General features: G+C 39.3%; 17 protein-coding genes and 1 pseudogene. 10 read left to right on the forward strand and 8 right to left on the reverse strand.

Going from position 1 to position 21,577, the window contains the following annotated elements; translation table 11 throughout:
• Nucleotides 1-98: 98 nt before the first annotated feature.
• Nucleotides 99-1,289, reverse strand: coding sequence for a BaiN/RdsA family NAD(P)/FAD-dependent oxidoreductase (locus tag RT723_RS04980; protein WP_315946105.1), 1,191 nt, complete (start codon nucleotides 1,287-1,289; stop codon nucleotides 99-101).
• Nucleotides 1,290-1,452: 163 nt separating this feature from the next.
• On the opposite strand from RT723_RS04980, the gene RT723_RS04985 reads away from it, so the two are divergent.
• Nucleotides 1,453-2,235: a DUF481 domain-containing protein gene (locus RT723_RS04985; protein ID WP_315946106.1), complete on the forward strand. Its 783-nt coding sequence runs from the start codon at nucleotides 1,453-1,455 to the stop codon at nucleotides 2,233-2,235.
• 114 nt (nucleotides 2,236-2,349) lie between these two features.
• Nucleotides 2,350-3,090 (forward strand): DUF481 domain-containing protein, encoded by a 741-nt coding sequence (locus tag RT723_RS04990; RefSeq protein WP_315946107.1) that lies wholly within the window; start codon nucleotides 2,350-2,352, stop codon nucleotides 3,088-3,090.
• A gap of 51 nt (nucleotides 3,091-3,141) precedes the next feature.
• Here RT723_RS04990 and RT723_RS04995 read toward each other — a convergent pair whose 3' ends face one another.
• Nucleotides 3,142-4,095 carry a diacylglycerol/lipid kinase family protein gene (locus RT723_RS04995; RefSeq protein ID WP_315946108.1) on the reverse strand — a complete coding sequence of 318 codons (954 nt, stop codon included), beginning with the start codon at nucleotides 4,093-4,095 and terminating at the stop codon, nucleotides 3,142-3,144.
• A gap of 237 nt (nucleotides 4,096-4,332) precedes the next feature.
• Between RT723_RS04995 and RT723_RS05000 the strand changes: the two genes are divergently transcribed.
• The 4 genes and pseudogenes from RT723_RS05000 to cobA all read left to right on the forward strand — a co-directional run.
• Complete coding sequence (locus tag RT723_RS05000) at nucleotides 4,333-6,162, forward strand: assimilatory sulfite reductase (NADPH) flavoprotein subunit (RefSeq protein ID WP_315946109.1); 1,830 nt, start codon at nucleotides 4,333-4,335, stop codon at nucleotides 6,160-6,162.
• Between the two features lie 26 nt (nucleotides 6,163-6,188).
• A complete protein-coding gene (gene cysI / locus RT723_RS05005; RefSeq protein WP_315946110.1) occupies nucleotides 6,189-7,940 on the forward strand; it encodes an assimilatory sulfite reductase (NADPH) hemoprotein subunit in 1,752 nt (583 codons plus the stop codon).
• A gap of 36 nt (nucleotides 7,941-7,976) precedes the next feature.
• Nucleotides 7,977-8,750 carry a phosphoadenylyl-sulfate reductase gene (locus RT723_RS05010; RefSeq protein WP_315946111.1) on the forward strand — a complete coding sequence of 258 codons (774 nt, stop codon included), beginning with the start codon at nucleotides 7,977-7,979 and terminating at the stop codon, nucleotides 8,748-8,750.
• Nucleotides 8,751-8,829: 79 nt separating this feature from the next.
• Nucleotides 8,830-9,645 (forward strand): annotated as a pseudogene (gene cobA / locus RT723_RS05015) (uroporphyrinogen-III C-methyltransferase); the annotation flags it as partial.
• Here the strand turns inward: cobA and RT723_RS05020 are convergent.
• The 3 genes from RT723_RS05020 to glmU all read right to left on the reverse strand — a co-directional run bounded on the left by RT723_RS05020 (nucleotide 9,642) and on the right by glmU (nucleotide 12,103).
• The gene (locus RT723_RS05020; RefSeq protein WP_315946112.1) at nucleotides 9,642-10,055 is read right to left on the reverse strand and encodes an SRPBCC family protein; all 414 of its coding nucleotides are present in this window, start codon (nucleotides 10,053-10,055) and stop codon (nucleotides 9,642-9,644) included. The pseudogene cobA and the gene RT723_RS05020 overlap by 4 nt on opposite strands.
• A gap of 140 nt (nucleotides 10,056-10,195) precedes the next feature.
• Complete coding sequence (locus tag RT723_RS05025; RefSeq protein ID WP_315946113.1) at nucleotides 10,196-10,576, reverse strand: VOC family protein; 381 nt, start codon at nucleotides 10,574-10,576, stop codon at nucleotides 10,196-10,198.
• Nucleotides 10,577-10,744: 168 nt separating this feature from the next.
• Complete coding sequence (gene glmU, locus RT723_RS05030; protein WP_315946114.1) at nucleotides 10,745-12,103, reverse strand: bifunctional UDP-N-acetylglucosamine diphosphorylase/glucosamine-1-phosphate N-acetyltransferase GlmU; 1,359 nt, start codon at nucleotides 12,101-12,103, stop codon at nucleotides 10,745-10,747.
• A 93-nt stretch (nucleotides 12,104-12,196) separates the two neighbouring features.
• Here glmU and RT723_RS05035 point away from each other — a divergent pair, with 93 nt between their 5' ends.
• The 3 genes from RT723_RS05035 to RT723_RS05045 all read left to right on the forward strand — a co-directional run bounded on the left by RT723_RS05035 (nucleotide 12,197) and on the right by RT723_RS05045 (nucleotide 16,124).
• Complete coding sequence (locus tag RT723_RS05035; protein WP_315946115.1) at nucleotides 12,197-12,652, forward strand: 2-thiouracil desulfurase family protein; 456 nt, start codon at nucleotides 12,197-12,199, stop codon at nucleotides 12,650-12,652.
• A gap of 193 nt (nucleotides 12,653-12,845) precedes the next feature.
• Nucleotides 12,846-15,707, forward strand: a complete 2,862-nt coding sequence (locus tag RT723_RS05040; RefSeq protein WP_315946116.1) for a M16 family metallopeptidase — start codon at nucleotides 12,846-12,848, stop codon at nucleotides 15,705-15,707.
• A gap of 69 nt (nucleotides 15,708-15,776) precedes the next feature.
• A complete protein-coding gene (locus RT723_RS05045; RefSeq protein ID WP_315946117.1) occupies nucleotides 15,777-16,124 on the forward strand; it encodes a DUF6404 family protein in 348 nt (115 codons plus the stop codon).
• 14 nt (nucleotides 16,125-16,138) lie between these two features.
• On the opposite strand, the gene RT723_RS05050 is transcribed toward RT723_RS05045, so the two are convergent.
• Together RT723_RS05050 and RT723_RS05055 are read right to left on the reverse strand one after the other, a co-directional pair.
• Nucleotides 16,139-16,594, reverse strand: coding sequence for a hypothetical protein (locus RT723_RS05050; protein WP_315946118.1), 456 nt, complete (start codon nucleotides 16,592-16,594; stop codon nucleotides 16,139-16,141).
• 118 nt (nucleotides 16,595-16,712) lie between these two features.
• On the reverse strand, nucleotides 16,713-18,728 hold the full coding sequence (locus tag RT723_RS05055; protein WP_315946119.1) for a TonB-dependent receptor: 2,016 nt from the start codon (nucleotides 18,726-18,728) through the stop codon (nucleotides 16,713-16,715).
• Nucleotides 18,729-19,053: 325 nt separating this feature from the next.
• Between RT723_RS05055 and RT723_RS05060 the strand changes: the two genes are divergently transcribed.
• Nucleotides 19,054-19,950, forward strand: coding sequence for a cupin domain-containing protein (locus RT723_RS05060; protein ID WP_315946120.1), 897 nt, complete (start codon nucleotides 19,054-19,056; stop codon nucleotides 19,948-19,950).
• A 39-nt stretch (nucleotides 19,951-19,989) separates the two neighbouring features.
• Here the strand turns inward: RT723_RS05060 and RT723_RS05065 are convergent, their stop codons facing one another.
• A complete protein-coding gene (locus RT723_RS05065; RefSeq protein WP_315946121.1) occupies nucleotides 19,990-21,474 on the reverse strand; it encodes a protein adenylyltransferase SelO in 1,485 nt (494 codons plus the stop codon).
• Nucleotides 21,475-21,577 lie beyond the last annotated feature (103 nt).

Here is a 21,577-nt window from a genome sequence, read left to right on the forward strand (position 1 = left end):
TTTATACTTCCTCCCTTTTTCCATTTGTTCACTTTAACTAACATCTAAAAAATCAATACTTTTAACCTGAGTAATCTATTGTATAAATGCAAACTACATTAAACACTCTGCCCTGCAGCCCAACCGCATGCCCAAGCCCATTGGAAGTTGTAACCGCCTAACCAACCGGTGACATCTGTGACTTCACCAATAAAATACAAGCCTTTTACGTTTTTGCATTCCATGGTTTTTGATGACAGTTGATCTGTGTCCAGACCACCTAATGTTACCTCTGCGGTTCTATAACCCTCTGTGCCATTGGGTTTTATTTTCCAATGAGAAATGGTGTTTATCAATGCATCCAACTCTTTATGTTCCAGTTGTTTTAATGGTTTGTCGTTTATCTGCTTGGACTCTATTAATGCCTCAACAAAACGTTTTGGTAACCATAACGCTAACGTATTTTTAACACTTTGATTTGGATGGTTTTCTCTTTGTTGATTAAGCTCTGTGGGTAAGTCTATGTTAGGTAACAAGTCGATACTGACTGCTTCACCGGCCAACCAATAGTTAGATATTTGCAGTATAACAGGCCCCGATAAACCACGGTGGGTAAACAATATATCGGCAGCAAAGCTAGTGCCGTCATTGGATTCCACTCGTGTGGGTAAACTAATACCTGATAAATCTTGGTAAATTACTTTGTCATGATCATGCAAAGTAAATGGAACCAGTCCTGCCCTAGTTGGGAGTACAGATAAACCAAATTGTTCTGCCACCTTATAACCAAACGGCGTTGCGCCTAATTTAGGCATAGACAATCCGCCGCTAGCAATCACTAATGATTCACAAGTGTAGTCAAGTTGATTGGTGTTAACGTTATATCCATTATCCGTTTTCACTATGCCAAGTATGTCGGTGCGTAATTGGATTTTTGCGCCTGCGTCTTGGCATTCGCTGATTAATATATTAACGATATCTTTGGCGCTGTCGTCACAAAATAACTGACCAAAATCACGTTCATGGTAAGGCACATTATATTTGGCTATCAGCCCTAAAAAGTCCCATTGGGTATAACGAGAAAGTGCCGATTTTACAAAGTGTGGATTACTACAAATGTAGTTGTTAGGTTCAACATCCATATTGGTGAAATTACAGCGTCCGCCACCAGAGATAAGAATTTTTTTACCCGCTTGTTTGGCATGATCTAATAAAAGAACGTTTCGTCCTCGATACCCTGCTTGTGCAGCACACATTAATCCTGCAGCGCCAGCGCCAATAATAATTACATCAAAATGTGTGTTAGCCATAAAACAAAAATACCGATTGTATAAACAAATTTAGGGTGATTTTCCCCTATATAGCCAATCTTCACAATCAATAGTTATAACTGGGCTAAAGTAATTGCACTAGTGCCGTAATTGTATGTAAAATGCGCGCCTTATACTCCCTGTGTGTTTTTTGGACGAACCTATGAAGTTTGTGACCTTTTTTGCTGCCTTAATTTTTCTGTTGAATGCTTCAACTGTGTCTGCTCGTTTGTATGATGAAAGTGATTCATTTGAATTGGAGCCATTAATAACAGACTCCACATTGGATATATCTGCAGAATTAGGTGCTCTATTTACCACAGGAAATGCAGAATCTACCTCAATATTGAGTAAATTGGCGCTTGATTATGAAATGAATAATTGGCGTCATAAGTATTCCTTTGAGTCGTTATATAAACAAGACGCTCAAATAGATAGCGAGACGAACACAAGTAAAACCGTGACTTCCGCTGAAAAATACAAATTAAATGCAGAGGCGTATTACAAGATAACAGAGACTAAGTCAGCACTCGTTTTCTGGGGTAATGAGTTTGACCGATTTGGTCAATACACGTCTATTTCAACACTGGTACTGGGTTATAACTTTAGGGCGATTGACGGTAGTTTAATTAAACTGGATCTCAATGTTGCACCTGGGTTCACTTTTATTGAGTCAGAAGATGGCTCGACGCAAAGCGCACCGGTTTTGCGTGGTTCTGGTGTTTATAAGTGGACCATCAATAGTAACACCCGTTTTACTCAGACGTTCACTATTGAAACCTCTGAGATTAATACACGTGCAATAATTGAAAGCTCTATAACCGCTAAATTGCATGGTTCAATGCAAATGAAAGTCAGTTATAAAGCCACTTCTGATGATGATGTGGATGACACACTTGCACACATTAATACTCAAACATCGGTCACTTTAGTGGTGAACTTTTAATTAAGCATTGGATATTTTTACTTAATTTACATTCATTTGCTGATAATACGTTATTCTTAGCTATGGTTATTACGCTAATCTTTTTAAAATTTTACAATTAAATATAGGTATTTTATGAAAACCAAATTACTAGTCACAGCAGTAGCGACTTCTTTATTATCATTTGGCGCTATGGCAGAAGACGCTGCCGACACATGGGTCGTTTCAGCTGAATTAGGCGCATTAATTACTACTGGTAATACGGAATCTTCTTCATTATTTACAAAAATCTCTGCATCACACCAATTAAATAAATGGAAAAACAAATACACGTTTAATACTTTGGTAAAAGAAGATGAAGTTGTGAATGCTGACGGTAATAAAGAATCTCAAACGACGGCTGATCAATACTCTTTAACTGGTCAAGGTGATTATACTTTAGGTGAACACTCTGCGGCTTTCGTATTTGGTAGTTATAAAAATACTAAATTTAGCGCTTATAAAGGGTACACAACAGTTGCAGGCGGTTACAGCTTTAGAGCAATTGATAAAGAGAATTTAACGTTAGACGTCAATGCCGGTCCGGGTTTCACAGAAAGTGAAACACAAGATGGTGTTGTAGAAAGCGGCGCGATCATCAGAAGTTCTTTAGCGTTAACGTGGCAGATATCTGAAAGTGCAAAGTTTGAACAAAATGTCAGTGTTGAAGCGGCTGAGTTTAATACAAGAACCGTGGCTGAGTCTGCATTAGTATCAAGCATCAATAACGCAATGCAAATGAAGTTTGGTTTCGCGTTAACAAACGACTCAGACGTAGCACCAGGTCTTGAAAAAACAGATACTGAAACATCAGCAACTATTGTTGTTAGTTTCTAATTTGTATATCAATTGATAATTAATAATACGTAAGCTTAATCAGCTTACGTATTATCTTTTCATTCTCAGCGCATTATCAATAACCGATATTTCACACGGTGATTGACCTATATATTCCCCATCCGCTTGTAGATCTAATCCAACAGAATCAATAACCGATACTTTATCCGTAGTGGTATACGTTACTTGTTGTGCTGTTAAATGTTTACCCACACATAACAAAGAGATCAATTTAAGCTTAACCAATAAAGGGTGTTTTCCAACTTGCACTATGTCTAATTGGTTGGATAAAGGATTGGCTTTAGGTGCAACTTTTAATCCTCCCCCAAAGTATTGGCCATTGGCAAAGGCGGTGATCAAGTTTTCATATTTTTGATGAATACCGTCAATCACAAAGCTGGATGCTCTTTCTCGATAAAATGGCACATTCTTAACCGCAGCTAATAAGTAACTTAATCCTTTGAACGTGCCTTTGTTATGCCTTAATGCCTTGGACAATTGGCTATCAAAGCCTGTCCCCATTACATTATGAAATAAGCGTTGATGCTGATATTGGTTGTGTTCATATTTTTCATTAAACACACATTTACCTAAACTTATCGTTTGTACGGTATTGGCAGTCACTACATCCAATATGTAGGGTATGTTTTTGTTTTTACGGCCATACCACATTCTGGCAAAATCATTTCCAGTACCCGCAGGAATGAGTCCCACATTTATGTCAGTGCCAATGGGCAAGCTGTTGACCACACAATGTAAAGTCCCATCACCACCAATCACAATAACATCTGTATATTGATGAATATTGGTCTCAAAATAACATTGATTGACTCTTAATAGTGCATCGGTCGGATAAAGATCAAATGCCATATTTTTTTGTATTAATCTGTGTTTGACCAGATCAATTATGGTTTGTCGTTTTTTATTAGGTAAAGGGTTAAATACAATTAAGTATTTTGTGATCTGGTTTTCAGTTGATAATTTAGGGGAGTTATTATTATCCAATCTTAACGGTCGCTCTTATCTTTAAATGTGATCTTCTTTGTTAAAAACAGGGTAAACCTAAAAAGATCTATCTCATAGTAAAAAGTCATATCTGGCTTGAAAGTTACTACACGCTTGATTTTAAAGGGGGTAATTAGATATATAACCAAATGGAATACATATAAGCATTTAGATACTTTATCGAATATAACTAGACTTCTACAATCCGTTTACTTTGTAAATAGATGGTTTAATAACATGAGTCCGGTTCAACTCGTACAACAACTAAATCAAATTGCCTCTCCGTTATCTGCACAACAAGTGACGGACCTGCAAACCTTGGTCGCACAACTTAACCCAGTTCAACAAGCTTGGGTGAGTGGCTATTTGGCAGCAAGTGCTAATGCAGCGATGCCAAGTGCTCAAACTACGAGTTTAGCTCCACAGGCAAATGAAGCGTCGGTATTAACCATATTATATGGTTCGCAAACGGGTAATGCTAAAGGCGTTGCCAATCAACTAAAAGAACAAGCTGAAGCTAAAGGCATCACTGTTAAGTTAGTTAATATGTCGGACTATAAAACTAGCCAACTTAAAAAAGAAAAATTCATTGTGGTTGCCGTTTCTACTTACGGAGAAGGTGAACCACCAGAAGATGCGGAAAACTTACACGCATTTTTAGCTTCTAAAAAAGCACCAAAATTAAACGGCGTTAAAGTTGCGGTGATTGGTTTGGGTGATACCAGTTATGAATTTTTCTGCCAAACGGCAATAGATTTTGAACAACGATTTAACGCATTAGGCGCAGATACCCTTGTTACCCGTGCTGAACTTGATGTTGATTATGAAGAGCAAGCGACACAGTGGATTTCTGGTGCTGTTGAAGCCTTTGAACCTGAATTTAAATCTAATAATCAAGCGGGTGCGCAAGTTATTCCAATGAGCGGTTTTGCCGCTGCACATGCGAATAGTAGTCAATATAATAAACAAAACCCATTTGCTGCAGAGTTAAGTCTTTCACAAAAGATCACCGGCCGTGATTCAACTAAAGACGTACGCCATGTTGAAATCTCATTAGAAGAATCAGGTATCACTTACCAACCAGGTGATGCACTTGGTGTTTACTTCCTTAATGATGAGACATTAGTCGATGCTGCTTTAGCTCAAACGGGGCTTCAAGGTGATGAACAGGTTACCGTTGGTCAAGAAACATTAACCGTTCGTCAAGCGTTGATAGAAAAATTAGAACTTACTCAGTCTTATCCTGGCTTTGTTGAAAAGTACGCAAGTGCAACCAACAACAAACAATTACTTGCTTTGACTGAAGATAAAGCGACATTACGTGAATACATTGAAGCACGACAAATATTTGATGTTATCGCCCAAAATCCAGCTAAATTAGACGCTCAAGTATTGGTTGATTGTGCTCGCAAGTTACAAGCTCGTTTATATTCAATAGCTTCTAGCCAAGCTGAAGTTGAAGAAGAAGTTCATTTAACGATTGGTTTAGTTGAGTTTGATGCGTTTGATAGTGAACATTTAGGTGGCTGTTCTGGTTACTTAGCTCGTCGTGCCGAAGAAGGGACGTCTATCAAAGTATTTGTTGAACACAACGATAATTTCCGTTTACCGGTGGACAATAATACACCTGTGATCATGGTTGGCCCTGGTACTGGCATTGCGCCGTTCAGAGCATTTTTACAAGAACGTGATGCACGTGAAGCGGAAGGTGAAAACTGGCTATTCTTTGGCAATCCACACTTTACTCAAGACTTCTTATATCAAGTTGAACTGCAAGGTTATGTTAAATCTGGATTATTAACCAAGATTGACCTTGCCTTTAGCCGTGATCAAGCTGAAAAAGTATATGTGCAAGACCGCTTACGTGAGCAAGGCGAGCAAGTATTTGCTTGGTTAGAAAAAGGCGCTCATTTCTATATTTGTGGTGACGCAAACCGTATGGCAAAAGACGTACATCAAGTGCTGCTTGAAATCGTAACAACCTTTGGTGGTAAAAACGAAGAACAAGCAGAGCAATACTTAAAAGATTTACGTAGCGCTAACCGCTATCAAAAAGACGTTTATTAATAGTCGATTAGAATTTAGGAAAAAACGTGAGCAATAATTCAGAATTTAAGAAAAACAGTAAACACGATCCAGATGCAAAGTTTGCTGATAACGAGCGTTTAAAAACGCAAAGTAACTTTTTACGAGGCACCATTGAAGCGGATCTTGATGATCAATTAACCGGTGGTTTTACCGCTGATAACTTCCAGTTGATCCGTTTCCACGGTATGTACCAACAAGACGACCGTGATATACGTTCTGAACGTGCTAAGCAAAAATTAGAACCATTACACAATGTGATGTTACGTGCTCGTATGCCAGGTGGCGTGATTAAGCCACATCAATGGTTGGCTATCGATAAGTTTGCAGAAGATAAAACCATGTACGGCAGTATTCGTTTAACTACGCGTCAAACGTTTCAATTCCATGGTGTATTAAAACCAAATATCAAAGGCATGCACCAACTATTAAATAGTGTCGGCATTGACTCAATTGCAACGGCGGGTGACGTAAACCGAAACGTACTTTGTACTGCCAACCCAGTGGAATCAGAATTGCACCAAGAAGCGTATGAGTGGGCAACTAAGATATCTGAACATTTGTTACCAAAAACCAGAGCGTATGCAGAGATTTGGTTAAACGGCGAAAGATCAGAAAGCACTGAATCAAAAACAGAAGAGCCAATTTTAGGTTCTACTTACTTACCACGTAAGTTCAAAACCACTGTGACTATTCCACCGGATAACGAAGTGGATATTCACGCTAACGATTTAAACTTTGTAGCTATTGCTGAAAACGGCAAGTTAATCGGCTTTAACGTTTTAGTGGGTGGTGGTTTAGCCATGACGCATGGAGATGTAAACACATATCCGCGTAAAGCTGACGACTTTGGCTTTATTCCGGCTGAACATACTTTGGCTGTGGCTGAACATGTTGTCTCTGTACAACGTGATTGGGGTAATCGTTCTAACCGTAAAAATGCAAAAACTAAATACACATTAGATTCATTTGGTGTTGAATCATTTAAAGCTGAAGTTGAAAAACGTGCTGGTGTGAAGTTCGAACCAAGCCGCCCATATGCATTTACTCATCGTGGGGACCGCATTGGTTGGGTAGACGGTATTGATGGTAAACATCATTTAACTGTATTTATTCAAAACGGCCGTATTTTAGATTACCCAGACAAAGCGTTAAAAACCGGTTGTCGTAAAATTGCTGAAATCCATCAAGGTGATTTCCGCATGACGGCAAACCAAAATTTAATTATTGCAGGTGTGCCGGCAGAACAAAAAGCTGAAATTGAAAAAATCGCTCGCGAACATGGTTTGATAGATGACAACCATAGTGAACAACGTAAAAACTCAATGGCCTGTGTATCTCTACCAACATGCCCATTAGCCATGGCAGAAGCGGAACGTTACTTACCAAGTTTGATTGAGAAAACCGAGGCGATTTTAGCGAAACACGATATAGCCAATGACGACATTATTTTACGTGTTGTTGGTTGCCCAAACGGTTGTGGTCGCGCCATGCTGGCAGAAATTGGCTTAGTAGGTAAAGGGCCAGGTAAATACAATGTGTATTTAGGTGGTAACCGTGAGGGGACGCGTGTCCCTAAGTTGTATTTAGACAATGTTGGTGAAGATGTGTATTTGCCAGCACTGGACGAATTAATTGGTGCTTGGGCTAAAGAACGTTTAACGCTTGAGAACAATGAGCATGAATGTTTTGGGGATTTTGTGATCCGTAAAGGAATCGTTGCCGAAGTAAAAGTCTCTAAAACAGACTTCCATGCCTAACAATTTGGGGCTGATACAGCCCTTTAGGAAATAAACATGACAACAGCCACAGCTATAAAAAATCAAAACTCAGGTGACAAACCTGGGTTGGTGGCCAATATTGAGCAAATTAATCAACAGCTTGCACCATTAACGGCAGAGCAACGTGTTGCTTGGGTAGTTGAAAACTTACCTCAAACAATCACCTTGTCATCTAGCTTTGGTATTCAAGCTGCCGTGATGTTACATATGGTAACGCAAGTAAAACCGGATATTCCTGTGATATTAACGGATACGGGTTATTTATTTGATGAAACGTATCAATTTATCGACCAGTTAACTGAACGATTAAACTTAAACTTAAAAGTCTATCGCGCTGAATTAACTCCAGCTTGGCAAGAAGCGAAATTTGGTCAGTTATGGACTAAAGGTGAAGCGGGATTAAAGCAATACAACCTTATCAACAAAGTTGAACCTATGAATCGTGCTCTTGAAGAATTGGATGTAGGTACTTGGTTCAGTGGTATTCGTGCGGGTCAATCTTCTAGTCGAGCTAATAAGACCATTGCTGAATACAGTTTTATTCGTGGTAACCATAAACCTGTCATTAAAGTGCATCCTATTTTGGAATGGTCTAACAAAGACATTTACGATTATTTGCAAAAACATGACTTACCTTATCATCCGTTATGGGAGCAAGGGTATGTATCTGTTGGTGATAAACAAACAACACGCAAGTTAGAACCGGGCATGACGGAAGAAGAAACACGATTTTTTGGTCTGACTCGTGAGTGTGGTCTACATGAAAATGTAGAAGGTGGAGGTATTTAAAATGAACAATGTACCCGTTTCTATATCACTCAACAGCAATGCTGGTAATAAAGTTAACCTGCCTAGAGTAAATACACGAGTGTATTTAGTTGGAGGAGGTCCTGGCGATCCTGATTTATTAACCATTAAAGCGTTACGAGTGATGCAAGCGGCAGATGTCATTGTTTATGATTATTTGATCACCGACGAAATATTAACCTTATGTCGTACCGATGCAGAATATATTTCTGTGGGTAAAAAAGCGGGTAATCACACCCTACCACAAGATCAAATCAATCAGCTGCTGGTGGATTTAGCCAACCAAGGAAAAGTGGTTTGTCGCTTAAAAGGCGGTGATCCTTATATCTATGGTCGTGGCGGAGAAGAAGCACAGTTATTATCGAAACATAATATCCCTTATCAGGTGGTTCCTGGTATTACCGCCGCGGCAGCTTGTTCTGCTGCGGTCGGTATCCCATTAACCCATAGAGACTACGCACAATCTTTACAGTTTGTGACGGGTCATCTTAAAAAATCGACTGACGCCAATGCGCAGTCAGATACCAATTGGCAGTCATTAGCCAGTACGAATCAAACCTTAGTGATATATATGGGCATCATTCAAAGCCCTGAAATCAAACATCAATTGATAAAACATGGCCGTGCTGCTGATACGCCAGTAGCCATTATAGAAAAAGGCACAAGACCCGACCAACGTGTTGTGATTGGTACATTAGCGACTTTAGATGAGCTCGTGCAAAGCCATAACATTGGCTCCCCTGCGCTGATCATTGTGGGAGAAGTGGTTAACTTATATTCGGAGCTTAATGGTCAAGATGTTAACAACCAAACCAATCAAGATGCACAACAAGAGCTGACAAAAATCATTCAAATTGCTCAAGAGCAAGCGGCTTAAACGCGCGTTTGCTCTACATGTTGTTTAAAGTTATTTAAGATAGATAACCAACCTTGTTTTTGTTGCTCACCTGAGTTTTCACTTTCAGCTTCAAAAGTCTCAACTAACTTCACACCTTCATTAGTTTGAGTGAAAGTAACCAGCACTTTTCGGTCATCGTCTAACACATACTCTATTTGTTCATGAAAAATTATTGAGGTAAAGCGTCCCTCGAAATCAAAACCAAATGAACCGTCTTTGGCTTCCATTCGGTAATTGAATTTACCACCCACAACTAGTTCAATATTTGCTTTAGGACAAATCCAATCGTCAGAGGCAAAGTTCCATTGAACGATATCATTGGGAGTAACCCAAGCTGACCATACATTTTCTAATGATGCATTTACTAACGTCTCTATTGATATTTTCATAATCGTTCCTTAACAATAAAGTGGGCTACCTTAACGAAAAAAGCGAGACTAACCAACTAGTCTCGCTTTATATGATATTTATTCAGTTATCATTTTAGTACCAAACTAGTTGATACATATCGATATTTTAACTCCAAAGGTTATGCCATTGAATGTAAACCTATCATATTGCCTTCTGTATCTATCGCTAATGTACAGAAACCAAATTCACCAATCGCCATTTTAGGTTGCTGAATTTTACCTCCGGCAGCCACAACGTTGGCTTCTTCAACTGCACAATCTTCACATGAAAAATAAATGATGGTGCTATTACCGCCAGCCGAAAAACCATCCATTTTAACTAAAGCACCTGAAACACCGTATTCTTCCATATTCGATGGAAACGCCAACATTTCAGTGCCTGTATTGGTGGGATCGCTTAATACTTCGAAACTGACATTAAAGACGGACTCATAAAAAGCTTTGGCTCTCGCCATTTCATCCACATATATCTCAAACCAACCAACTGGGTTATTCGCCATCACATTTCCTTAAATTTATTAATTTATACAAAACAACAACGAATTAAATGTAGAACAAGTTATCAGTCTTGATAAAAATTTTTTGTAAATTGTTAAAGGTAATACCAGAAAGCAAAAAGCGCCGATATATCAGCGCTTTAAATTATTGAACAATGAAGTGCTTATTCATTAATCTTTAGTTGGGCGTTTCCAGCCTTCGATATTACGTTGTTTACCACGAGCGATAGCTAATCCATTTTCACCAACGCCTTTAGTGACGGTTGAGCCTGCCGCCACAAAGCCATTTTCTTCAATGCAAATAGGCGCTACTAATGTTGAATTAGTGCCAATAAATGCGTTGTCTTTGATTTCAGTTTGAAACTTATTTACACCATCATAGTTTGCCGTGATCACGCCAGCACCTATGTTAACGCCACGTCCGATAATGGCATCACCTAAATAAGAGAAGTGATTTGCTTTTGATCCTTCACCTAAGGTGGATTTTTTCATTTCAACAAAGTTGCCGACTTTCGCGTTATTGCCGACAATGGCGGCTGGACGTAAGCGAGCAAAAGGGCCAATTTGAGCTAATTCACCCACTTGCGCTTGATCGATTAAACAATTCGCTTCAATGACTGCTCCGTCACCAATAGTGCAATCTTTAAGTACGTTGTTAGGACCAATTTTTACATTGTTGCCAATCACAACGGTGCCTTCAAAGATAACGTTGACGTCTACTTCAACATCTTGTCCAACGGTTACATCGCCTCTTACATCCACTCTGGCAGGATCACGCATTGACGCACCTGATAACATTAAGGTTTCAACGGCACGACGTTGGTATTCACGTTCTAACGTAGCAAGTTGAACACGGTTATTGGCCCCTTCTACTTCAATTCCTGTTTCAGGGTGTGCCGTTTCAATTGCAAAACCGGCGTTGTGCGCCATAGCGATAACATCAGTTAAATAATATTCGCCTTGCGCATTGTCGCTGGATAAGTTGGATAACCACTGTTTTAATAAATCGCCATTCACCGCCATGATGCCAGTGTTTACTTCATCAATTTGTAACTGTTCTGGGTTAGCGTCTTTTTGTTCAACGATACCAACCACTTTGCCATTTTCACGGACAATACGGCCATAACCGGTTGGGTTATCTAGTTTAACCGTTAACAAAGCAATGCCTTGTTCAGGTTTTACCGCTAATAAACGTTCTAATGTCGAGGTTTGAATAAGCGGTACGTCACCGTACAAAATAAGAATAGTGTCTGAATCTGGCATATATTCGTCGGCGACTTTTACCGCATGACCTGTGCCTAATTGCTCAGCTTGTAATGCCCAATGCACTTTATTATGGCTTAATGTTTGTTGCAGTTGTTCACCGCCGTGACCATACACTAAGCTAATGTTTTCTGACTGCAATTCTGTGGCCGCATCGATGACATGTTGCACCATAGGTTTGTGTGCAACAGGGTGTAACACCTTAGGTAAGCTAGATCTCATACGTGTGCCTTTACCGGCAGCTAAAATTACAACAGATAAACTCATTATTTTTCTCATATCCTTTTAAAATCAGAGGTATTATAAAGGCTGTTGGTAAAATGTTCAGTCCTTTTTTATAAATAACAAACAGAGTGGGTTATGACAGACAAAGTGTTAGTGTCAGCATGTTTATTGGGTTATCCGGTAAGATACGACGGTAAAAGTGTGCCTCTGAAAGAAATAACATGGTTACAACAATTACAACAGCAAAATCGCCTCGTTATCATTTGCCCTGAACAAGCGGGTGGTTTACCTACACCAAGAGACCCCGCTGAGCGACAACAAGACAAGATCATGACCGTTAACGGACAAGACGTAACCACTGAGTTTGAACTAGGTGCGCAAAAAGCATTAACGCTTTGTCAGCAACACAATATTAAGATTGCCTTATTAAAAGCAAAAAGCCCAAGCTGTGGTAATCATCAAATATATAATGGTCAATTTGATAAAACGTTAATTGCCGGTCAAGGTGTTACCGCGGAATTACTAAATAAAAATGGGATCAAAGTTTATTCAGAACTTGAAATAGATAAGTTACTCGACGTCATTTCTTAACCCTTAAGTAAGATAATCTCCACACCTCTTGTTAGATTCTTTTTAAACTAATTTATTGTTTTTGTTGATGCATACTTTTAAAGTGGTACGGATAATAAGAATAAAACGACTAATGTATGTCAGTCAGCTTCAATAATTCGCAAATTACAATAATCGCAATTTTAAAACTGCAATTTCAAAATAAGGGATGCTCGTGAAATCTATAAAGCGTGTTTTAACTATGGTCGCTATTGCCGTCACTATGACAGCTTGCACCAACCCAGAATCATCAACTCCTACCACAAGCTCAACCAAAGAAAGCAAAGCGCTTAACATAGAAAAGTATCAACTTAAAAATGGCCTTGATGTGGTTTTACACCAAGATAAGTCAGACCCAGTTGTTGCCGTTGCGATTGTTTATCATGTTGGTTCAAATCGTGAACTGCCTGGTAAAACTGGTTTTGCGCACTTTTTTGAACATATGCTGTTCCAAAACTCCACCAATGTTGGAGCTGGTAAGTTTATCCAAAACATCGGCAATATGGGTGGCACTCTAAATGGTGGTACTTGGCAAGACGGGACTATTTATTATGAAGTGGTTCCAAATGATGGCTTAGAACAAATCTTATGGATGGAGTCTGACCGTATGGGTTACTTCATCAATACCGTGACCAAAGAAGGCTTGGAAAACGAAAAACAAGTTGTTAAAAATGAAAAGCGCCAAAGCGTAGACAACAGACCTTATGGCCATACAAATTCAGTTGTTATGGAAGCTATGTATCCAGAAGGTCACCCATATAGCTGGAGTGTTATTGGTAGTTTAGAAGACTTACAAAACGCCACCTTACAAGATGTGCGTGACTTCTATCAAAAGTGGTATGGCGTAAATAACGCAACACTGGTTTTGGCCGGTGATTTTGAAGGTGTACAAACCAAAGAGTGGATTGAAAAATACTTTGGTGAGTTACAACCTCAACCAGAAGTAGAGGCATTACCGCCAATGCCTGCAAAATTAGCGCAAAGTGTGTCTTTGTATCATGAAGATAACTTTGCACAATTACCTGAATTAACCGTTACTTTTCCAGCAGTTGAGCAATATCAAGCGGATGCTTATGCATTAGAGTTATTGGCAGAAGTATTAAACGATGGCAAAGACAGTGTGCTTTACCAAACTATAGTAGAACAAGATAAGTTAGCGCCGTCGGTCAGTGCGTATGCGTATATCGGTGAAATTGCGGGTACCTTTGGTATCAGTGCTAGAGCCTTTAACGGTACAAAATTAGACGATGTAAAAGCCAGCTTAGATAAAGCATTAACCCGTTTTGCAAAAGAAGGTTTTAGCGACGAACAGCTTGCTCGAATTATTACGCGCCAAGAAAAAGCATTTTATAACAACCTAACCAGCGTCTTTAATAAAGCCTCTTCATTAGCGACATACAATGAGTTTGCTGGTGATCCAAACTTAATCACAACAGAAATTGAGCGTTACAAAAGCGTGACTCGTGACGACATCATGAATGTATTTAATAAATACATAAATGGTAAAAATTATGTTGCTACTAGCTTTGTGCCAAAAGGGCAAAAAGAACTGGCGTTAAGTGATGCAACCAAAGCAGACGTTGTTGAAGAACAAGTGGTTCAAGGTGCAGAACAAAACCTTGGGATGGAATCAACGGAAGCATTACCGCCAGTAGCTGAAACTAAGTCTGCATTTGATCGTTCAGTAAAACCTAAGTTTGGTAAGTCACCGACAATTACTTTACCTGATGTTTGGACATCTAAATTAGACAATGGTGTGCAAGTTTTAGGTATTGAACATACTGAGTTACCGTTAGTTTCCTTCTCTATCCGTATTTTAGGTGGTCATGCTTTAGACACGAAAGACAAAGTGGGTACCGCTAATTTAGTCACAAGCATGATGATGGAAGGCACTGCAACGAAAACGCCGCAACAGCTTGAAAAAGCCTTAGGTGAGTTAGGGGCAGACATTCGTTTCACAACCAGTGATGAATATTTAACATTAACCGGTAATACCTTAGCTGCTAATTTCACAGAAGTGATGGCGTTAGCGCAAGAGATGTTATTGCAACCACGTTGGGACGAGTCAGAATGGACACGTATTAAAAACGAAACTATTGCACAAATTCAACAAGCTCAAGGTAACCCAGGCGCTATCTCTAACATTGTGTATAACAAATTAATGTATGGTGGCGAAAACATGTTGTCTTCGCCTATTTCCGGCACAGTGGAAAGCGTGAACAATATAACCTTGGATGACGTTAAAGCGTTTTACAACAATAACATAGTAGCTAACTTAACCAGTGTTCATGTTGCAGGTGACGTAGCCCAACAACAAGTAACCGCAAGCTTAGCTCCGTTAGCTAAAACGTTAAAAGCCGGTGATGTTCAATTACCAGCAACGACCGCTGCAACGCTTAATGAAAAAGCCCAAGTTTACTTTGTAGATGTACCGGGGGCTAAACAGTCGTTCATTAAAATTGGGGCTCGCGCTATGGTTGCAAATTCAGATGATTATTATCCTCTAGTTGCTGTTAATCATAACTTAGGTGGCAGTTTCTCAGGTCAGTTATTCCAAATATTACGCCTGCAAAAAGGCTATACCTATGGTGCATATTCTGGTGTAAATCGTAAAAACTTAGGGGGTGTATTCACTGCAAGCTCAAGTGTACGTTCAAATGTGACATTAGAATCTTTACAAACCTTTAGAGAAATAATGACTAATTACAACCAAGGTTTTGACGAGGAAGCTTTGACCAATACCAAGTCAGTCTTGTCACGCTCAAACGCCCGCGCATTTGAGACTACAGACAGCCTAATGGGTGTATTACAAAACATTAGCAGTTACGACTTACCTAAAGATTATGTCGCTAAACAACAAGCAACATTAGCTAATATGACCATAGAACAAGCACAGCAAACCGTGGCTAAATACATGAACCCAGACAAGATGATTTACCTTATTGTGGGTGATGCCGCAACACAGCTTGAACGTGTTAATGAACTTGGTTTAGGCAAAGCCATTATATTGGATACGGCTGGTAATCCAGTTAAGTAATTGTGGATTAATATACAAAGGGATAAGCATGGCTTGTCCCTTTTTCACTTTTAAGTAATGAGATCTCAAATGTCATATCAATCAAAACTAGAAAAAGCCCAAGTGGAATTAGCAAACACAGGTATGCGCGAGTCTAACTATAACCCGCCATTATTTATCCTGTTAAGAAAGTTAGGGCTTAAAATCAAGCCAGTGCATTACAATAGCTTTATTAATAACTTTGCTTTTTCAGCAATTTTCTTTGGTGTAATTTGGGGGTTGTTAATGTGGTTTACGACTTGGAGCACACAGCGCTTACCGATATTTAATGTGGTAGGTACGAGTATTTTTACTGGCATATTATTTGGTTTGATAATGGCGCTTTATTATAAAAAAAGCGCCACTAAATATGGCTTAAGTAAATGGGAGGAACTGTAGTAGCTAAAAGTGCTTTATAACTCGTTTTCCATTACCGTTGCTCTGATACTTGGAACTTCGGTGTCGTCAAAGCTGTAGCTATATAAAATATGCATGCCTTTAATTTTTTTGAAGTCTTTAAAATTGGTGTTTGCTGAGTTTTTGGCAATATCGTCAAACGACCCCTGCAAAGCGGCTACACCGTCCTCGGTTTTCAAAAAAGCTAAATTTTCATCAATAGACAGCTCGTTTTGTTTTGCCATATCGTCTAAGAATTTAGTTGTTTTCAGTACATAGCTATAATTTAAAATGCAAATATTAGAAACATAAAACACTTGAACGCCGGTCAGAGTCGTCACGTAATCAATATCCATTGGAGCTTGAGCTTGCAGATCTTTTACTACCGGTTTGAGTTCATCACAAGCTTGTTTGGCGGTTGTTGCATAAGCTGAGACGCTAAATAACGCCAGTAAAAATAGTATTGTTTTCATAGCACTTCCTTGTTAATTAATATTAAACAACAAGTTACCATTATTAATTCTGACCCGTAAAGAAAAATGGTAAGCTATAAGGCTTACCGTTTATTCATTGAGTTATGATTAAATCTAATTAAAACAATAGGCTTAAACTTAATCTTACCGTTCTCGGTTCAATTGGGTGGAAGTGATTGTCTTCAACACCTTCATTGCTCTCACCCGGTAAACGAGATTCATAATAATAATCAATGTCATGATCATCACTGTCCAGTATGTTCAATAATTCAAAACTTACTTTCCAATGAGTTTGTGCATAACTTACCATGCCATTTAAGACCGTTAACGGGTCTGAACGTTGTTCGTTATCTGCCGTTAATGTGCGTTTACCGATATGGCGTAATCGTAAAGATGATTGCCAGTTATCGTTAACATGCCAATTCACACCTGTGCTCGCAACGACTGGAACCGCCCCTTCGATATGGTCGTTCACATCGTTTATATCGAGTCTCGAATGGGTCAATGAAGCTTCTGCATCTATGCTAATACTGTCATTTAACCAATAGTACGCACTCAATTCGATACCATAACGTTTTGACGCATCACTGGCTTCGGTATTACCGGCATCCCCAATAAACAACAATTCAGACTCGAGCTCTAACCACCATAAAGCGGCAGAAAGATTGAAATTTTGTTTATCAAAATAACGCAAGCCAATTTCAGCACCTTCACTTTTCACTAATAAATCAACGGTTTCTGCTGGCGTTAAGGTGGCAGGATCAATAGAGATGGTTGCCCCACGCGCATCATTAGAATGGAAGGATTCACCCCAATTAGCATAGGCTGCTAACGAGTCATTTATTAGATAGTTAAGGCTAGCTTTAAAACTGATTTGATCATCATTGGCAGAACCAGAGTTGACGGCTATATCACTATTTACTTCAGCGTCAATGTAGTCATACCTAACACCCACCGTTGCTTCTAATTTGCTATTAAAGGTTAAGTTAGACTGCCAATAACTGGAATAACTGGTTTCAGTTAACGAGTCTTGGCGAACTGTACTTACATAGACAGTGTCTTTGGTATTATATAATCCAACATTATCTATGTTGTCATGACGTAGTTGTAATCCCACAGTATGTTGAACAGGGATTGAAAATCCATGACTGTCGAACTGATAACTTAATGCCCCACCGGAAATAGTACGACTATCCTGTTGATTAAATTGATCGCCATTAATCGGATCATTTAAAAAATATGAAAAGTTTGAGAACAAGTCTAAATCGTAATTAATTACATAAGCATTTGCTTGTAGGTTATTGCCTTGCCAATTGGCCGACAAACTATAACGACTTGAGCTACCACCTAACGACGTATCTAATGACCCTAATTCAGAGATTAAACCTTGGTCTACTGCACGCTGCGGTATTTGATCCGCTGAGTTCCACGTATTGTCATAAGCCATGGCCGTTACAGATAAGTTTCCGTTTTGCATATTCGTTACATAACGTAATAATGCGTTCTTTTTGTTCACGTCTTCATCAACATTGTCCCAAGGTCCTGCATAAGTTTGCCATTCCGTTGCACCAATTAACTTACCGTCACTTAAGTCTGCAGCACCTAAAGCGACACCTCTGAAGTAATTGTTTTCACCTAAGCTCAATTCAACTTGCTGATGTTGTAAATCATTGGCAATAAAGAAGTTAGCACTGCCAGCTGTAGAAAAGTCGCCTTGGCTTGCGTCATACGAGCCTTTGGCATAACTGATGGTAGATATGGTTTCTGGGATAATAAAGTTAAGATCTGTGTAACCTTGTCCGTGACCGTGACTGCGCATATTGATTGGCATGCCGTCGATATTGGTGGCGAAGTCAGTGCCGTGATCTAGGTTAAAACCACGAATAAAGTACTGATTAGCTTTACCTGAACCACTATGTTGAGTCACAGCCATCCCAGGAATTAACTCAAGCATTTCGGTACTTCTTAACATTGGACGTTCTTGTAATTCCCCTTGACCAATAATACCACTTGAAGCACTAATCGAATCGCCGATTAAACCTGCTCTATGACCATATACGGTGATCTTTTCAATATTGGCATGCACAGCCGCGCCATATAAAATGCCGATTGTGGCTAAAACTAACCTTCCCATATTACTGCTTATCCTATTAATCTTTTGTACTCACTCATATTAATGAGTCAGGTCACGATTGCTCTAATTGGCGTATTATAAAAGAGTGTGTCGAATTGCGCACTGTGATTAGTCTTAAGTTATCTGTGAAATAACTCATAAATGCGAATGCATTGCATTTAGGTTAACTATGAATTTTGGCTTTTAGCCATTTAAACCAAATTAAATGAAGATATTTAGCCTTATGAATGCTGTAAATTGGCATATCTAAACGGCATAATAACGCTCGAATCCATCGAATCCATCGAATCCATCGAATCCATCGAACTAATCAACTGGAATTTTCATGCCCTACCCCACAGACACTTGTGTTTTTTGTATAGCTTCACCCACTTTAGTCGCTGAAATCTTGCAACAGACTGAGTATGAACACCCAAGCGTAAAAGCTGAAGGGTTTATGCATTTATGCCGTTCCCATCAAGTCAGCGAAGTGGTCAATACCTTTTATTCTGGTGTGATGGAGTTAAAATTACTGGTGATTGATATTAGTCTGCTGAAATCCGAACTGATATACGAAGGGGCGGATGGTGACTTTAGTAATTGTGATGATTCCGCTAGCAATTTTTTCAATACTGAGTCTTTCCCACACTTGTATGGCGCATTAAATACCAATGCCATTATTGACGTTGTTGATGTCAGCCGATTTAATCAAAAACCAATTCATCCAGATACCGTCGCTATGTTGCGCCATTATCGTTTTGCGCGTTTACCTGTAGAAGGCACCTTGTTTAAAAGTACATGGCGTTCTAATCAAGAAAATACCATTGGCGAGCCTGCAGGCACCGCTATGATAGGGTTATATGCTAACGAACCCGAAAGCTTATCGTGTTTTCATAAACTTGATTTTGATGAGGTGTGGCACGCGTATAACGGCGACCCATTTACGCTTTATTTATTGTATCCAGATGGTAAAACGGAAGAGGTATTAATGGGCACAAACCCAATGGCGGGACAACATATTCAATACGTCATACCTGCAGGTGTATGGCAAGCGGGTTGTTTAAACGACGGTGGCCGATATGCCTTATTTGGTTGCACTATGGCACCGGGTTTCACCGGCACCTGTTTTGAAGCAGGATTAGCGGATGAATTAATGAAGCAGTACCCAAGCAGAGCGGAAATCATTAAAAAACTATCTGTTAACGGACACGAAACTAACATGCCAGAAGGGTTTGCGAGTTAACGCTCATAGTCTGGGTATAAGTTGTCGCAGTTAGATAAGTTAACTGCTGCAACTTATCGATAAGTCTTTTGACCAATCTGGTGGCGTTTGGGCGTATTGTTCAAATTCTGGTTGCTCGTCAAAAGGCATTTTTAGCACTTCAAATAATCTTTCTAGCTCTGAGTTATCACCCGCTTCTGCGGTTTTAATGGCTTGTTGGGCTAAGTAATTTCGTAATATATATTTAGGGTTAACTGCGCGCATTTTTTGTAGACGAGTTTGGGTATCGTCTTTTTCAATCAGTAACCGGCGTTTGTATTTTGCCAGCCATTTACTGGCGGCTTCTCGGTCAATAAAGTGATCAATGAACACGTCATCATTACCATCAAAGTTTGATAATAAACGCCATGAATTCGTGTAATCACGTTTATCTTGTTGCAACAAAGTTAACCATTCTCCTAATAACACTTGATCGCCTTTGTCGTTTTGAGTTAAACCTAGTTTTTGGCGCATAAGCGCCGAATAGGCTTTGACTAATGTAGGTTCAAATTGCGACAAACATTCAGATAATTGATCTTTGGTTAATAAAGGCGATAACGCATGACCTAAAGCATTTAAGTTCCACAGCGCAACACCAGGTTGTTCATCAAAAGCATAACGCCCCGAGTGATCCGAATGATTACAGATGTGTTTAGAATCAAATTCATCTAAAAATCCATAAGGTCCAAAGTCAAAAGTAATGCTCAATATAGACATGTTGTCGGTATTCATTACTCCGTGACAAAAACCAAACGCTTGCCATTTTGCCACTAACTCAGCGGTAGATCTGATCACGGCTTTATACATTGCCAATGTTTTGTCTTGAATAGTTAAATGGACGTCAGTAGCCAGTTGTAAAACATGACTATGAGTATATTCCACCAATGTTTCTAATAACTCGGTATTGTTTTGGTAAAAGGCATATTCAAAATGGCCAAAACGAATATGACTTTGGCAAATACGAATTAACACAGCACCTTGTTCTGTTGTTTCACGTTGAATGGCTTCAGATGTTTTAAATACACCTAATGCACGGCTTGTTGGTATACCTAAATAAAACAAAGCTTCCGATGCTAAAAACTCTCTAACGCTACTGCGTAATACTGCTCTGCCGTCACCAAATCGTGAAAATGGGGTTTGCCCTGCACCTTTAACGTGAATATCCCAATGGCCAGATGATGTTTGCAACTCACCTAATAACAAGCCTCTACCATCACCTAAGTCGGGATTGTAATGACCAAATTGATGGCCTGTGTATTTTTGCGCTAACGGTTTGGCATTAGATAAAGTTGCATTGCCACTAAACCAGTCTAAATATTGGCTATCTGTGAAAACTGAGTCGGGTAACTCCAATAATTCAGCCACTTCAGGACTGGTCACTAACCACTCTGGGTTCGGTAGCTTTGCCGGCGTAATAAATGCGGCCATATCTGAAAGTTGTTCAGCGAAGCTATGTTTTAGGTTTAGCTGTATTTGATCTGATTGTTTACCATCTGTAGAAGACATAATTTCGCCGTATAAATTGATATATATTAATAAAGTTAAGATTAACGAACTGTGACCCCATTTCCTTATTCGACATTTTACCAATAAATGCTAAGTTATTAAT

The organism is Psychrosphaera aquimarina, from assembly GCF_032461525.1.
Taxonomy (GTDB): Bacteria; Pseudomonadota; Gammaproteobacteria; order Enterobacterales; family Alteromonadaceae; genus Psychrosphaera; species Psychrosphaera aquimarina.